Annotated in this window: 12 protein-coding genes and 1 pseudogene; 11 read left to right on the top strand and 2 right to left on the bottom strand. The window is 60.0% G+C overall.

What is annotated here, in order from left to right:
- Nucleotides 1-18: 18 nt before the first annotated feature.
- From ACA059_RS18560 to ACA059_RS18530, 7 genes and pseudogenes are all read left to right on the top strand, one after another.
- On the top strand, nt 19-1,143 hold the full coding sequence (locus ACA059_RS18560) for an NAD(P)/FAD-dependent oxidoreductase (protein ID WP_497630455.1): 1,125 nt from the start codon (nt 19-21) through the stop codon (nt 1,141-1,143).
- The gene (locus ACA059_RS18555; RefSeq protein ID WP_497630454.1) at nt 1,133-1,471 is read left to right on the top strand and encodes a (2Fe-2S)-binding protein; all 339 of its coding nucleotides are present in this window, start codon (nt 1,133-1,135) and stop codon (nt 1,469-1,471) included. The genes ACA059_RS18560 and ACA059_RS18555 overlap by 11 nt, the downstream gene beginning before the upstream one ends.
- Nucleotides 1,464-2,864 (top strand): FAD-dependent oxidoreductase, encoded by a 1,401-nt coding sequence (locus ACA059_RS18550; RefSeq protein ID WP_497630453.1) that lies wholly within the window; start codon nt 1,464-1,466, stop codon nt 2,862-2,864. Before ACA059_RS18555 ends, ACA059_RS18550 begins: the two co-directional genes overlap by 8 nt.
- Nucleotides 2,861-3,214: a RidA family protein gene (locus tag ACA059_RS18545; protein WP_462022506.1), complete on the top strand. Its 354-nt coding sequence runs from the start codon at nt 2,861-2,863 to the stop codon at nt 3,212-3,214. The genes ACA059_RS18550 and ACA059_RS18545 overlap by 4 nt, the downstream gene beginning before the upstream one ends.
- 160 nt (nt 3,215-3,374) lie before the next feature.
- Nucleotides 3,375-4,157: an ABC transporter substrate-binding protein gene (locus ACA059_RS18540; RefSeq protein ID WP_497630452.1), complete on the top strand. Its 783-nt coding sequence runs from the start codon at nt 3,375-3,377 to the stop codon at nt 4,155-4,157.
- A 67-nt stretch (nt 4,158-4,224) separates the two neighbouring features.
- Nucleotides 4,225-4,662 carry a heme-binding protein gene (locus tag ACA059_RS18535; RefSeq protein WP_497630451.1) on the top strand — a complete coding sequence of 146 codons (438 nt, stop codon included), beginning with the start codon at nt 4,225-4,227 and terminating at the stop codon, nt 4,660-4,662.
- Nucleotides 4,663-4,708: 46 nt separating this feature from the next.
- Nucleotides 4,709-6,120, top strand: a pseudogene (locus ACA059_RS18530) (DASS family sodium-coupled anion symporter); the annotation flags it as partial.
- A 54-nt stretch (nt 6,121-6,174) separates the two neighbouring features.
- On the opposite strand, the gene bamA reads toward ACA059_RS18530, so the two are convergent.
- The gene (bamA, locus tag ACA059_RS18525) at nt 6,175-8,541 is read right to left on the bottom strand and encodes an outer membrane protein assembly factor BamA (RefSeq protein WP_497630450.1); all 2,367 of its coding nucleotides are present in this window, start codon (nt 8,539-8,541) and stop codon (nt 6,175-6,177) included.
- 225 nt (nt 8,542-8,766) lie between these two features.
- On the opposite strand from bamA, the gene ACA059_RS18520 reads away from it, so the two are divergent.
- The 4 genes from ACA059_RS18520 to ACA059_RS18505 all read left to right on the top strand — a co-directional run bounded on the left by ACA059_RS18520 (nt 8,767) and on the right by ACA059_RS18505 (nt 13,492).
- A complete protein-coding gene (locus tag ACA059_RS18520; RefSeq protein ID WP_497630449.1) occupies nt 8,767-9,450 on the top strand; it encodes a response regulator in 684 nt (227 codons plus the stop codon).
- On the top strand, nt 9,447-10,709 hold the full coding sequence (locus ACA059_RS18515) for a HAMP domain-containing sensor histidine kinase (RefSeq protein ID WP_497630448.1): 1,263 nt from the start codon (nt 9,447-9,449) through the stop codon (nt 10,707-10,709). Before ACA059_RS18520 ends, ACA059_RS18515 begins: the two co-directional genes overlap by 4 nt.
- A gap of 119 nt (nt 10,710-10,828) precedes the next feature.
- The gene (locus ACA059_RS18510; RefSeq protein ID WP_497630447.1) at nt 10,829-11,275 is read left to right on the top strand and encodes a hypothetical protein; all 447 of its coding nucleotides are present in this window, start codon (nt 10,829-10,831) and stop codon (nt 11,273-11,275) included.
- A 90-nt stretch (nt 11,276-11,365) separates the two neighbouring features.
- On the top strand, nt 11,366-13,492 hold the full coding sequence (locus tag ACA059_RS18505) for a TonB-dependent siderophore receptor (RefSeq protein WP_497630446.1): 2,127 nt from the start codon (nt 11,366-11,368) through the stop codon (nt 13,490-13,492).
- An 83-nt stretch (nt 13,493-13,575) separates the two neighbouring features.
- Here the strand turns inward: ACA059_RS18505 and ACA059_RS18500 are convergent, their stop codons facing one another.
- Nucleotides 13,576-14,259 (bottom strand): response regulator, encoded by a 684-nt coding sequence (locus ACA059_RS18500; RefSeq protein WP_497630445.1) that lies wholly within the window; start codon nt 14,257-14,259, stop codon nt 13,576-13,578.

Raw genomic sequence — 14,259 nt, 5'->3', positions numbered from 1 at the left:
AGAGCGAATACGCAACTCATGCAAAAAACTGATGTAGTTATCGTCGGCGGTGGTTTGGTGGGGCTGTCGATTGCCTATGGACTGGCCATGCTCGGTCGCAAGGTCAGCGTCCTGGACGAGGGGGACGACGCCTTTCGGGCTGCGCGTGGCAACTTCGGCCTGTTGTGGGTTCAGGGCAAGGGCTATGGAATGAGTCCCTACGCACAATGGACTCGCGAATCGGTGGCGCTGTGGCCGCGGTTCGCCGCCGCTTTGCAGGCCGACACCGGCATCGACATCCATCTGCGCCAGCCTGGCGGATTCCAGTTGTGTTTGAGTGACGATGAGATGGCGGAAGAGAGCCGCCGACTGCTCTGGCTGCGCGAAGCCATGGACGGTGATTATCCGTTCGAGCTGCTGGATTCGGCACAACTGCGAACCCGCTTGCCTGGCGTGGGGCCGACCGTAGTGGGCGGCTGCTACTCGCCCATGGACGGTCACGTCAATCCGTTGAAACTGTTGCGCGCCCTGTACGCCGCCTGCCGGATGCGTGGGGTCAAGATCATCAATGGCCACCGGGTCAGCGCCATTGGCCAGCGCGCCTCAGGCTTCGAATTGCGCGCCGGTGAACAGCGCTGGTTCGCCGGGCAGGTCGTACTGGCCGCCGGACTCGGCAATCGCGAGCTGGGCGCGGCGTTGGGCATCGACGTGCCGGTGAGTCCCAATCGTGGGCAGATCCTGGTCACCGAGCGACTCAAGCCTTTTCTGCATTACCCCACCACGTACGTACGTCAGACCGACGAAGGCACGGTGCAGTTGGGTGACTCCCATGAGTCGGTGGGTTTCGACGACGGTACCGGCAGCGAAGTGATGGCCAGCATTGCCCGACGTGCCGTGCAGTGTTTCCCACAGTTGGGGCAGGTAAGGCTGGTTCGGGCCTGGGGCGCGCTGCGGGTGCTGAGCGCCGACGGTTTTCCAATCTATGAAGCGTCGCAGAGCTGCCCCGGAGCGGTAGTGGTCAGTTGCCACAGCGGCGTGACGCTGGCGGCGATCCACGCCTTGCGCCTGGCGCCATGGATTGGCGGTGAGTTCGACGATCCGGCCGTGGGGCCTTTCAGTCTGCGGCGTTTCAGTCTCAAACGTGAGGTGCGCCATGCCGGCTGACAGCCTGTTTCGGGCCTTGGGCACGGCGCAAAGAACCGTGCAGATTGAATTCGAAGGCGCGTCATTAACGGTGCCTGACGGGGTTTCGCTGGCTGCCGCGTTGCTGGTCAGCGGCATCACTCATACCCGCGAAAGTGCTGTCAGCGGCAGGCCCGGCGCGCCCTATTGCATGATGGGTGTGTGCTTCGAATGCCTGGTCGAGGTGGACGGGCAAGCCAATTGTCAGGCGTGCCTGCTGCCGGTTCGTGCGGGCATGCGTGTTCTCAGGCAGCGCGGTGCTCGCGAGTTTCTGGCCTGCGACCACCGCGAGGTGGGTGCTGATGAATAATCAAACGGTCGACCTGATTGTGATTGGCGCCGGTCCTGCGGGAATGAGCGCGGCCCTGGAGGCCACGCGATACGGGCTTTCGGTTGTCGTGTTGGATGAACAGGGCAGCCCCGGTGGGCAAATCTATCGCAATATCCTGCAGGCCGATGCGCGCAGCCGCAGCGTATTGGGCGATGACTACACGGCGGGCTCGGGGCTTGTCGCACAGTTTCTCCAGTGCGGGGCCCGTTACCTGGCCAACGCAGCCATCTGGCAGGTGACACCACAGAGTCAGGTGCATTACCTGATCGATGGCCGCGCTGAAATCCTGCAAGGGCATCATCTGTTGATCGCCACCGGTGCGTTCGAACGTCCGATGCCCATTCCGGGCTGGACCTTGCCCGGTGTCATGACCGCCGGAGCCGGGCAGATACTGCTCAAAAGCGCCGCGATGGTGCCGGTCGGGCCGGTGGTATTGGCCGGCTGTGGACCCTTGTTGTACCTGCTGGCGGTGCAATACCTGCGGGCTGGTATCGCGATCGAAGCGCTGGTGGACACCAGTGGCCAGGGCGATCTGCTGCGAGCCTGGCGCAAAGTTCCGGGCGCCTTGCGCGGCTGGCGTGACTTGCTCAAGGGCCTGCAACTGCTGGTCGAATTGAAACGCGCCGGGGTCAAGCATTTTCGCGATGCCCGTGATTTGCGTGTCGAAGGTCTGGCACACGCCAGCGCCCTGAGTTTCGACAGTGGCGGTCGGCGCTGGACCATTCCCGCGTCGCTGATTTTGCTGCATCAAGGCGTGGTGCCCAACACCCAGATCAGTTGGTCGCTACGCCTCGAACATGACTGGAGCGAACAGCAACTGTGCTGGATCACGCGTCGCGACAGCCAGGGTGAAACCAGTCTGCCGGGCATTTATATCGCCGGTGACGGTGGCGCTATCGGCGGCGCGCAAGTGGCGCTGCTCGAAGGCCGCCTGGCCGGGCTGGCGATTGCCGCCAGGTCGGGAAAAGTTGATGCGCAACGTTTGCAACAACTCGCCGCCCCTTATCGAAAGCTCCTGCGTCGCCAGCGTGCGGCGCGGCCACTGATCGATGCGTTATACCGCCCGCAACAGCAAAACCGCATTCCCGCCGACGAGGTGATTGTCTGCCGTTGCGAAGACGTCAGCGCCGGTGCGATTCGCCAGCACGTTGAGCTCGGTTGTTTGGGGCCCAATCAGACCAAGGCGTTCGGTCGCTGCGGCATGGGGCCTTGCCAGGGGCGCCTGTGTGGTTTGAGCGTCACCGAAATCATTGCCGAGCATCGCCAGGTATCTGCGACAGAGGTCGGCTACTACCGCATCCGGTCGCCGCTCAAACCCATCACCCTTGCCCAATTGTCCACTGAGACACCTCACACCCAGGAGCACTTATGAGCCGTATTCAACGCATCGAAAGCAACCCCCGCTTGAGCCGCAGCGTCGTGCATAACGGCGTGGCCTGGCTCAGCGGCATCGTCGCCGCCGATTGCAGCCAGGATATTCGCGGTCAGACGCGCCAGGTGCTGCAACGGGTCGACGAACTGCTGGAGGTCTCTGGTAGTGACAAGAGCCGTCTGCTCAGCGTGCAGATCTGGATGAAAGACATGGGCGCCGATTTCACCGGCATGAATGAAACCTGGAGCGCCTGGGTCGACGCCGGGCAAACGCCTGCACGCGCCACCGCTCAAGTGATGTTCGATGACCCGCAGATTCTGCTGGAGTTGATTGTCACCGCCGCCGTCTGAGTCCTCCGTTGTAACTGGTGTGCGGGATGAATCCTTGCACAACCACAGAGTAGTCGGCCGACAGAGCCGCCATCTCGGCTTGTTCACATTGCTGCTGCCATAACGGACGTCTTCTTTCGCGGAGCGCCCGACATAAACAACACCGCATCTGGAGCTATGAATGAACGTAAAAAACACGGTATTGAAAGTCGGCCTCATCTCGCTGCTAGTGTTTGGCGCCAACCTGCACGCGGCGGAGCAACCTCTGCGTCTGGGCATCGAAGCGGCTTACCCTCCGTTCGCTTCGAAAACCCCGGACAACCAGATCGTGGGTTTTGACTACGACATCGGCCAGGCACTGTGCGCCGAGATGAAAGTCCAGTGCGTGTGGCAGGAACAAGAGTTCGACGGACTGATTCCCGCGCTCAAGGTGAAGAAAGTCGATGCGGTGATTTCTTCGATGTCCATGACCCCGGAGCGGATGAAATCGGTCGATTTCAGCAATCGCTATTACCGTATTCCGGCGCGCCTGGTGTTCAAGAAGGGCAGCGGCGTCAGCGACATTCCGGCGCAGCTCAAAGGCAAGCGGATCGGCGTGCAGCGTGCGACCAACTTCGATCGCTACGTCACCGAGAAATTCGCCCCGGCCGGTGCCGAAGTGGTGCGCTACGGCTCGCAGAACGAAATATTCCTCGACCTGCTGGGTGGGCGCCTCGATGCCACCATGGCCAGTTCGGTGGTGATCGATGAAAGCCTGTTGAAGCGCCCGGAAGGACACGACTATGAGTTCGTCGGCCCGAGTTTTACCGAAGAGCAATTCTTCGGCACCGGAATCGGTATTGCGGTGCGCAAGAGCGATCCACTGGCCGGTCGTTTCAATCAGGCGCTGGCGACGATTCGTGCCAACGGCACCTACGACAAGATTCGCCAGAAGTACTTCGACTTCGATATCTACGGCGAGTAACGACCGGGCGTTCTTTCGGCACGCATGCTTGAGCATGCGGCCGTTCTCTTCATTGATCGGAGTAAAGATGCAAACCAAGGCGTTACTGAGCGAGCAAAACGTTTCGCAAATACTGTCGGCGGCAAAAGACCTGGCCCATCGCCGCAACTGGCCCGTGGCGATTTGCGTCGTCGATGACGGCGGTCATCCGCTGGGTCTGTTGCGCCTGGATCATACGGCGCCGATTGCGGGTTACATCGCCACGGAAAAAGCGCGTACAGCGGCGCTTGGTCGTCGCGATAGCAAGGTCTACGAAGACATGATCAATGGCGGACGTCAGGCATTTCTAAGTGCGCCGAACCTGCAAGGCATGCTCGAAGGAGGCGTCGCCATTTGGCACGAAGGCCACTGCATAGGCGCAGTAGGTGTGTCAGGCGTCAAGGCTGAACAGGATGCCGTACTGGCCGGGTTGGCGGTCGACGCCCTGTTGCGTCCTGCAGTCGACACCACTGGAATTCACACATGAGGCGCTGATCTGCAACCTTGACCTGGCTCAAGCGCATCGCGTGCCGTTGGTGGTCGTCTTGATCCTGCCGTTACCTGGGGATTTACCCGTTGCCGGGCAACGGATGCTGTCCATTCTCGTATTCGCGGTGACCGTCTGGGTCACCGAAGCGGTGTCTTACGAAGCCAGCGCGATCATGATTACGTCGCTGATGGCCATTCTGATCGGTACCGCACCGACGCTTCAGAACCCTTCGCTGACGTATGGCTCGTCGGCCGGGATAACGATGGCGCTCAGCGGCTTTTCCAATCCGGCCCTGGCGCTGGTGGTCGGTGCGCTGTTTATCGCCGCCGCGATGACACACACACCGGGCTGGATCGGCGTATCGCGCTGGTGACGCTGGCGAAAGTAGGCGGCAGCACTCGGCGGATACTGCTGGGCGCTATGGTTGTCATCGTGTTGCTGAGCCTGGTAGTGCCTAGCGCAACGGCGCGAAGTGCTTGCGTGGTGCCGATCATGATGGGCGTGATCGCCGCATTCGGCGTCGCCAAACGCTCCAATATTGCTGCGGGCATCATGATCATCGTGGCGCAGGGAACGAGCATCTGGAACGTCGGCATTCAGACGGCCGCCGCCCAGAACTTGCTGACGGTGGGCTTCATGGACAAGATGCTCGGCCAGCGCGTGTCATGGATCGACTGGTTTATCGCCGGTGCGCCATGGGCGATCATCATGTCGATTGTCTTGATTGTCATTGTACTGAAAATGTTGCCCCCCGAAACCGACACTGTGCCCGGCGGCAAGGCCGCCATCATGGCTAGCCTGGCTGAGTTGGGGCCAATGACGGGAGCGCAGAAGCGCTTGGCGGGCGTCTCTGGCCTGCTTCTTTTAGGGTGGGCAACTGAAGGCAAGTTGCATGCTTTCGATACGACCTCGACGACGTATGCCGGGCTGGTTCTGTTGTTGCTGCCCCGTTTCGGTGTAATGATCTGGAAAGACGTTCAAGCACGCATTCCGTGGGGCACCGTGATTGTCTTTGGGGTCGGCATCAGCCTGGGCACCGCGCTGTTGACCACCCAGGCCGGGCAATGGTTGGGTGTCCAGGTTGTCGGGCATACGGGGCTGGACAAGCTCGGCACGCTGGGCGTGTTTGCCGTCCTCAGTGCCTTCCTTATCCTGATCCACTTGGGCTTTGCCAGCGCTACCGCGCTGACCTCGGCATTGCTTCCGATTCTGATGGCCGTTCTGCAAACCCTACCCGGGGATTTCAGTCGACTGGGCGTTACCATGCTCCTTGGGTTTGTCGTCAGCTTCGGCTTCATACTGCCCATCAATGCGCCGCAGAATATGGTGTGCCTGGGTACGGATACCTTCAATCCCAAACAGTTCGCTCGGGTTGGTGTGGTGATTACGCTGATCGGTTATGGATTGCTGTTGGTGTTTGCCAGTACGTACTGGGCGTGGCTGGGGTGGCTGTGAAACGCTTCAATCGCTCCTCTTGAGGCGCACCTGCTCATGGTTGCGTTCGCTGGGTCAAAACGTCTGCCCCATGGAAAATTGGAACACTTGCGTGTCGGCGTCATCGGGCGTTCGAACCGGAAAGGCCAGGTTGGCGCTCAAGGGGCCTAGCGGGCTATACCAGGTGACACCAACACCCACAGAACTGGCCATCTGGTTGAGGTCGACACCGTCGCAAGCCTGGGTGGTGCTCAGGTAACACTTGTTTGAGTAGACGCTGCCGACGTCCCAGAACACCGAGGTACGCAGGGATTTGTTGTCCTTGATGAAGGGCATCGGGAACAAATATTCCACGCCACCGGTGATGAGGATGTTGCCGCCCAGGGCGTCGGTGTCCCGATCTGAGTAATACGTCTGCCCGGCACTGGCATACGTGCCGGTGGCCGGGGTGTTGCGCGGGCCGAGGGTGCCGCTTTCAAAGCCGCGTACCGAACCCTCGCCACCGGCGGTGTAGTTTTCATAGAACGGCAGGCCGTCGGTTGAGCCGTAGCTGTTGCCATAGCCGAGTTTGGTATGGAACCGCAGCGAGGTGGATTCGCTGACCGGCAGGAAGGTCTGCCCGGTGTAATCGATCTTGTAGAAGCTCAGGTCACTGCCGGGCACCGTCACCATCAGGTTCAGGTTTTGTGAATGCCCGCGGGTGGCCAGCACGCCGCGGTTCAGGGTCGATTCCGACCAGCCGAGGTTGGCCTTGAAGTTGGTGAACTCCTTGCCCTCGCGTTCGATAAAGTCGTAGATCTCATCGGCGCTGTAGGTGCCTGGTTCGATACTGTCATGTTGCGCGGTCAGGCCAAAACTCAACCGTGAAGTTTCATTGATCGGGTAGCCGAACGTGGTGCCGGCGCCATAGCTGTTGATGGCGTAGTACGAAACGCCGTCATCGTAGTAGTCGGTGTAATCGGTCGTGCTGTAGAACACGCTGTAGCCCAGGCTCACTCCGTCCGGCGTGAAGTAGGGATTGGTGAAACCAAAGTTGTACTTGCTTTGGTATTCCGAGCGGGTAAGACCCACGCTGGCGTAGTTGCCGGTCCCCAGGAAGTTGTTCTGGGTGATCGAACCCCCGAGGATCAGACCGGCGCTTTGTGAGAAGCCGACGCTGGCGGTGATCGAACCGGACGCCTGTTCTTCAACGCCGTAGTTCACGTCAACCTGGTCATCGACACCCGCCACCGCCGGCGTTTCGACGTTGGCTTCCTTGAAGAAGCCCAGACGTTCAAGACGAGTCTTGGATTGGTCGATCAGGTAGGTCGACGCCCAGCCACCTTCCATCTGACGCATCTCGCGGCGCAGTACCTTGTCGTCGGTCTTGGTGTTGCCGCGAAAGTTGATGCGGTTCACGTAGGCTCGCTTGCCCGGATCGACCGCGAAAGTGATATCGACCGTCTGGTCTTCATCGTGAGCCTGAGGCACGCCGTTGACGTTGGCGAAGGTGTAACCCTCGTTGCCCAGGCGGCGGGTGATCAGGTCGGACGTGGTGGTCATCAGCTTGCGCGAGAACACCTGGCCTTTCTGGACCAGCAGCAGGGACTTGATCTGGTCTTCAGGGACTTTCAGGTCGCCGCTGAACTTGATGTCACGAACCGTGTACTTATGGCCTTCGCTGATGTTGACGGAGATGAACACGTGTTTCTTGTCCGGCGTAATCGACACCTGGGTCGATGTGATGTCCATGTTGATGTAACCGCGATCCAGGTAATAGGAGCGCAGACGTTCCAGGTCGCCGGACAGTTTTTCACGGGCGTACTTGTCGTCGTTCTTGAAGAACGACAGCCAGTTGCTGGTCTTGAGGGTGAATTGATCGGTCAATTGTTCTTCGGTGAAGACGGTATTGCCTACCACGTTGATGTGCTGGATCGCCGCGACCGTGCCTTCATCTATGTTGATTTTCAGGCCCACGCGGTTGCGCGGTTTTGAAATCACCTCGGCGTCGACCGATGCCGAGTAGCGTCCCTGAGCAACGTATTGGCGCTGCAGTTCGTTACGCACGCCTTCGAGGGTGGCGCGCTGGAAGATCTCACCTTCGGCCAGACCTGACTGCTTGAGGCCCTTCATCAGATCCTCCGTGGAGATCGCCTTGTTGCCCTCGATCTCGATACTGGCGACCGATGGGCGCTCGACGACGGTGATGATCAGGACATCACCGTCGCGGCCTAGCTGAATATCCTGAAAGAATCCTGTTTTGAACAGCTCGCGGGTGGACTCCACCAGGCGTTGATCATCCGCCTCATCACCGACGTTCAATGGCAATGCACCGAACACGCTGCCGGCGGAGACCCGTTGCAGGCCGTTGATGCGAATATCGGAGATTTTGAAGCCTTGGGCGTGCGCAAGTGTGGCATTTAGCAGGAGGGCAACCGAGCAGAGCAGACGCGAAAAATTCATCAAGATCTTTTTCCAGAACACATCGACAAGCAGCGTAGGCGGGCGCGGATATCTCAAAACAGGACGAGGTACCGCTGAGCGGGCAGGCTGGTGGAGGTGAAGCATAAAAGCTCGGTGCGTTTGGTGCGGTTAACCAAGTGTCAAGTTAGGTAAAGGTTGGCGTAAGGCAATGACGGTGTGCGGTGCACGGACGATAATGGGCCGATCCCCACTCAAGAGCTTCCCATGATCTCCGTATTGCTAGTCGACGATGACCAGGAACTGACTGGAATGCTCAGCCAATACCTGGAGCGTGAAGGCTTCGAGGCGACTGCGGTGCATACGGGGGAGGAGGGTGAAGTTCATGCGCTTTCCGGTCGATACAGCATTGTGGTGCTGGACGTGATGCTGCCGCGGCTGTCGGGTATCGAAGTGCTCAGGCGCATTCGCGCCGTCAGCCAGGTGCCGGTGGTGTTGCTCACGGCCCGTGGCGATAACATCGACAAGATCACCGGCCTGGAACTGGGCGCCGATGACTATGTGCCCAAGCCCAGTTCGCCGGGTGAACTGGTGGCGCGTTTGCGGGCGATCATGCGCAGGGTGCAGCCGGTGGATCAGCCGACCACGGAAGTGATCAGGACGGGCCCGCTGGTGTTGTGGCCCGGCAAGCGACAGGCCCTCTGGCAGGGTCGTGAGTTGGGGGTGACCAGTACCGAGTTCAGCTTGCTCGAAGAGCTGGCCCGCTGTGCCGGGCAGGTGGTGAGCAAACAAGATCTGTCGCTCAATGCCTTGGGCTGTCCCTTGACCCGCTACGACCGGCGTATCGACGTGCACATCAGCAGCATTCGTCAGAAGCTGGGGCCGCGCCCCGACGCCAAGGCCTGGATTCAGAGCGTGCGTGGCCTCGGTTACCTGTTGATCGCCGAATGATGAAACCCAGCCGGCTGTTCTGGAAGCTGTTCCTGGCGTTTTGGCTCGCCACCAGCCTGACGTTTTTGGTCGGGTTGGGCATTCTGGTACTGGGCAGTTTCGGGCCTGGCGATCCTCATCTGGAGGCCATCCTGACCAGCGAAGAGCAACTGCTGCGACAGTTCGGCGTCGAGTCGGGAAGGCAGTTCCTGGCGGTGTGGCGGCACCCCGGTGACGAAGCCATTGGTGTCTATGACAGTGCCGGTCAACTGCTGGCAGGGTCGCCGGTCCCGCGGCCGGCCTTTGAACGATCGGTCATCAGCAAGGACGGTTTAACCCTGTCGCTCAGATCCTCACATCCCCTTGGCAAAGAAGGTGGGCAAGGGCCGGGACGTTCGATTCCGCTGATCATCGGCACGGTGATGAGTGCGCTGTTCAGCGGCTATATGGCGTATTACCTGGCGTGGCCGTTGGCCTATCTTAGGCGAGCGATGAGCGACGTGGCCAAGGGGCGTTTCGAAACCCGGGTCAAGCCGATGATGGGTAGGCGCCGTGATGAAATCGTCGATCTGGCCGAGGACTGCGACCGAATGGCCAACCAGCTGAAACTGCTGGTGGAGGCCCAGCAACACCTGTTGCACGACATCTCTCACGAACTGCGTTCACCGTTGACGCGCATGCAAGCGGCCATCGGGCTGTTGCAGCAAGAACCGGCTCGCCAGGAAATGGTGGAGCGCATCCAACGCGAGTCGGTGCGGATGGATACGCTGATCGAGGCGTTGTTGACCCTGGCGCGTATGCAGGGCCGGCCCGAGAGTATCGACCGCGAGCCACTCGACATCATCGAATTACTGGCGGTGATCGTCGAGGACGCTCAATTCGAGGCGGGAATGAAAGGTTGCCGGGTCAGCCTGCAGGCGTGCCCGGCCTTTGTCAGTCGTGTCAGTGGCGAGTTGCTGTATCGGTGTTTCGAGAACGTCATTCGCAACGCGGTGCGCCATACCCGACCCGCGACAACGGTTGTTGTATCGGCTGAGGTCAATCCCGACGCAAGCTGCCTGAGGGTGTGGATCACCGATCAGGGGCAGGGCGTTGAAAACGAGCGGCTGCAGAGCATTTTTCACCCGTTCGAGCGCGGTATGAACGAGGCCTGTGCCGGTTTCGGACTGGGCCTGGCGATCGCCGCCAGAGCCGTGGAAATGCACGGCGGGTCGATCATGGCGTGTAATGAACCGTCCGGTGGGCTGACCGTGGAAATCAACCTGCCTGGCCTGGCCTGATCTTTACACGAAATTACATTGGCTTGACGGCCCTGTACGCACCGCCTCAGTAGACTTCCCCGCTCAAACTTACTCAGCGTTTGCTGATGTTTTGCTGAAGTCATTGAGTCGAGGTGGTCATGTTTCTGGTTCATAAAAAGGGATTCGTTTCCGGCAAGAAAATGGTCGACGGGCTGGTGCCTTACGACTTCTTTTGCGAAGACAATCCGGCCATCAACCTGTTTGTGTTTACCGGCTCTGCGACCCAGGGCAAAGCGGTCGAGGAACAGACACTCTGGGGCTTTACCCGTCTGGAGCGTTTCGAGGCGTTGACCGGCACCCTCGTGTCGAGCAAGAAAAATGAAGGCTGGTTTCAAACGGTCAATGTGCTCACCGGTCCTGCCCAGAACGGTACCCAGAGCGTGAAGTTTCAGCGGGTACTGAAAATCATCAAGCATGCCTGTGCATCGGGTCGTGTCGCCAGCAAGGTCGACTACGAGATCCAGACGGATGAAGGCGACACCTACTTCACCCGCCAACCTGCTGCGTCCAACAGTGCACAAACCATCATCTATGCGGCAGATTAATACCGCGCTAATGGCCGCGAGGGTGTTTACTGATAATACATCGCACAATACAATGAGAATCATTGCCATTAACTCATCGAGTGCGAAGTCTTGAGCCATCCCCCGTCCTTTGCCCGTCGCAAGGTCTTTCTGAAACGCGCGTTGCCGACCCTGTCCTGCGTCATGTTTACCACCCCTCTGTGGGCACAGGAACCTGTCGTGCTGCCGGCCACTGATATTCAGGCGAGTCGTATCAGCCAGGACGCGAGCTACACCACGTCCCAAGCCAGCACGGCGAGTAAAAGTGATGTGCCGATCAAGGAAGAGGCGCAATCGATTAATGTGGTCACCCAGCAAACCCTGGCCGACTATCAGGTGCGCTCGCTGGACGACGCCATGAAGTTTGTCAGCGGTGTCAGTCAGGGCAATACCTTGGGCAACTCGCGGGATTCGCTGGTCAAGCGTGGTTTCGGCACCAATGACGACGGCTCGATCCTGCGCGATGGCGTACGTTCCAATCTGGGGCACAACTTCAGCGCCACGACGGATCGTATCGAAGTGCTCAAAGGGCCTGCGTCGTTGTTGTATGGCGCGCTGGAACCCGGCGGGTTGATCAACGTGATCAGCAAGAAGCCCGAATATACCCAAAGCACGACCCTGAGCGGCTCGGCCTATAGCGAAGGCGGCGGGACCATGGCCCTGGACACCACCGGTCCTTTGGGGGACACGGGTCTGGCCTATCGCCTGATCGCTGAACGTGGCCATGAGGATTACTGGCGCAACTACGGTGTGAACGAGAGCACTCTGGTCGCGCCGTCGCTGAGCTGGACCGGCGACCGCGCCAGCCTGACGCTGAGCTACGAATACAACGAATACTCCAATCCCTTTGACCGTGGCACCGTGTTCACCAACAGCCATCCGGCCGACATCGACTACGACAAGCGCCTCGACGAACGCTGGGCGAAAAGTGTCGGTACCCGTGAAGTGGCCACCGCGCGTTTCGAGTATCAGCTCAGTGACGAATGGAAAACCCGGGTCACCTACGGCTGGAACAACGACCGCTACAGCCTCTCGATTGCCCAGCCGAGTTCGTTGACCGGCAACAATCTGCGACGTGCGGCCAACGGCGCCCATTACGACGATGAGACCCGCTACGCCAGCTGGGACTTCATCGGCCAGCAGGAGCTGTTCGGCCAGCGCCATGACCTGCTGGTCGGCGCGGACACCGAAGCGTCCGACCAATTCCGCGGAAAAACCTACCGTAATACCGCGCAATCGGGCTTCAACATCACGTCGCCGGTTTATGGTCGTTTGGCCGAGCCCAGCATCGTCAGCGCCACCCAAAGCGACCTGAGCAATCAGTTGACCTCCAGCTCCGTGTACTTCAAGGACAACTGGCACCTCGACGACCGCTGGATTCTGGTCCTGGGTGGTCGCCAGCAGCATTACGATCAGTACAGCGATCAGGGCCGCGGCAGCAGCTACACCGTCAATCGCGACGATAACGGTGATGCCTTCGTGCCGTTCCTGGGCCTGGTCTACAAGGCCACCGATACCCTGTCGCTGTACGGTAACTACAGTCATTCGTTCAAACCCAATACCGAGGTCGACGATGCCGGCCACACCTTCGATCCGGAGGAGGGTCGCAGCTACGAGGTCGGCGCTAAGTACGATCCGCTGCCAGGGTTGAACATCAACCTTGCGCTGTTCGACATCGTCAAGAAGAACGTCGTAACTACCTCGACGGTCGATGGTGTCAGCCTCTCGGAGGCTGCGGGCAAGGTCGGTTCCCAGGGCTTGGAGCTGGACGTCACCGGGCGTGTGGCCGAGCGCTGGGACCTGATCGGCACCTACGCTTACACCCACACGGAAATCCTCGACGATCCGGATGACGAAGGTCACCGCCTCGCCGATGCGCCGAAGCACACCGCGAGCCTGTACCTGACGCATCACCTGAACATCCCGACGGAATTCGGGGCCTGGCATGCAGGCGCCGGTGCACGTTACGTCGGCGAGCGCGCCGCCAACAACGCCAACGATTTCTGGCTGAGCAGCTACACCGTGGCCGATGCCTTCGTACGTTGGGAGTCGCCGATGTTCGGGTACAAGACCACGCTGCAGTTCAACGTCGATAACCTGTTCGACAAACAGTACTACCCGTCCTCCACCGGCGGCCAACTGGCGGTCAATGTCGGCGAGCCGCGCACGGCACGCCTGAGCGCCAGTGTGACATTCTGATCACACCGCTTTGACGAACTGCCCCGTTCTGCCCGTGTAGCCGGCGGAACGGGGCGGCGATCATCTTCAACCGTGACGATGCATCAGTCGTCGGCGAGCTGAAACCGATAACCCACACCATACAACGACTCGATGGGACTCTCCCCCGGGCAGGCCTGTTCGAGCTTGCGCCGCAGATTACGGATATGGCTGTCGACCGTGCGATCGGTGACCACCCGGTGATCGGAGTAGATCTTGTCGAGCAGTTGATCCCGTGAAAATACCCGTCCCGGAGAGCGGGCGAGGGTGTGGAGCAGACGCAGTTCCAGGGGCGTCAAGTCCAGTGCGATACCGTCGAGGGAGGCCTGATACCGCTCTTCGTCAATCTGCAGACGCCGTGCCGCAGACGTCAAAAGTTGCGGGCTGCGCCGCAGAATGGCTTTGACCCTGGCGACCACTTCACGGGGGCTGAAAGGTTTGCAGATGTAGTCGTCGGCGCCCAGGTCCAGTCCGAGCAGGCGATCCACTTCCTCGACTCGGGCGGTGATCATGATGATGGGCACCGCACTAAAGCTGCGCAGTTCTTTGCACACTTGCAGGCCATCCCGTCCGGGCAGCATCAGGTCGAGAAGGATCAGTCGCGGCTCGCAGGCACGTACCGCCGGCACCACGTCCAACCCGTTGTCCAGACACTGGGTCGGGTAACCGGCAACGGTCAGGTAGTCGCGCATCAACGCGGCCAGTTTGGGTTCATCTTCGACGATGAGAATCGGAGTGTCGTTGACCAT

This window comes from Pseudomonas sp. LBUM1647 (genome assembly GCF_059716175.1).
This window is presented reverse-complemented; position numbering and strand designations above follow the sequence as displayed.

What these genes read in the sequence shown, in the direction of transcription:
- ACA059_RS18555 (WP_497630454.1), top strand. Translation starts at nt 1,133, where the DNA reads ATGCCGGCTGACAGCCTGTTTCGGGCCTTGGGCACGGCGCAAAGAACC.
- ACA059_RS18535 (WP_497630451.1), top strand. Translation starts at nt 4,225, where the DNA reads ATGCAAACCAAGGCGTTACTGAGCGAGCAAAACGTTTCGCAAATACTG.
- ACA059_RS18540 (WP_497630452.1), top strand. Translation starts at nt 3,375, where the DNA reads ATGAACGTAAAAAACACGGTATTGAAAGTCGGCCTCATCTCGCTGCTA.
- ACA059_RS18510 (WP_497630447.1), top strand. Translation starts at nt 10,829, where the DNA reads ATGTTTCTGGTTCATAAAAAGGGATTCGTTTCCGGCAAGAAAATGGTC.
- ACA059_RS18545 (WP_462022506.1), top strand. Translation starts at nt 2,861, where the DNA reads ATGAGCCGTATTCAACGCATCGAAAGCAACCCCCGCTTGAGCCGCAGC.
- ACA059_RS18500 (WP_497630445.1), bottom strand. Translation starts at nt 14,259, where the DNA reads ATGGTCAACGACACTCCGATTCTCATCGTCGAAGATGAACCCAAACTG.
- bamA (WP_497630450.1), bottom strand. Translation starts at nt 8,541, where the DNA reads ATGAATTTTTCGCGTCTGCTCTGCTCGGTTGCCCTCCTGCTAAATGCC.
- ACA059_RS18550 (WP_497630453.1), top strand. Translation starts at nt 1,464, where the DNA reads ATGAATAATCAAACGGTCGACCTGATTGTGATTGGCGCCGGTCCTGCG.
- ACA059_RS18560 (WP_497630455.1), top strand. Translation starts at nt 19, where the DNA reads ATGCAAAAAACTGATGTAGTTATCGTCGGCGGTGGTTTGGTGGGGCTG.
- ACA059_RS18520 (WP_497630449.1), top strand. Translation starts at nt 8,767, where the DNA reads ATGATCTCCGTATTGCTAGTCGACGATGACCAGGAACTGACTGGAATG.
- ACA059_RS18515 (WP_497630448.1), top strand. Translation starts at nt 9,447, where the DNA reads ATGATGAAACCCAGCCGGCTGTTCTGGAAGCTGTTCCTGGCGTTTTGG.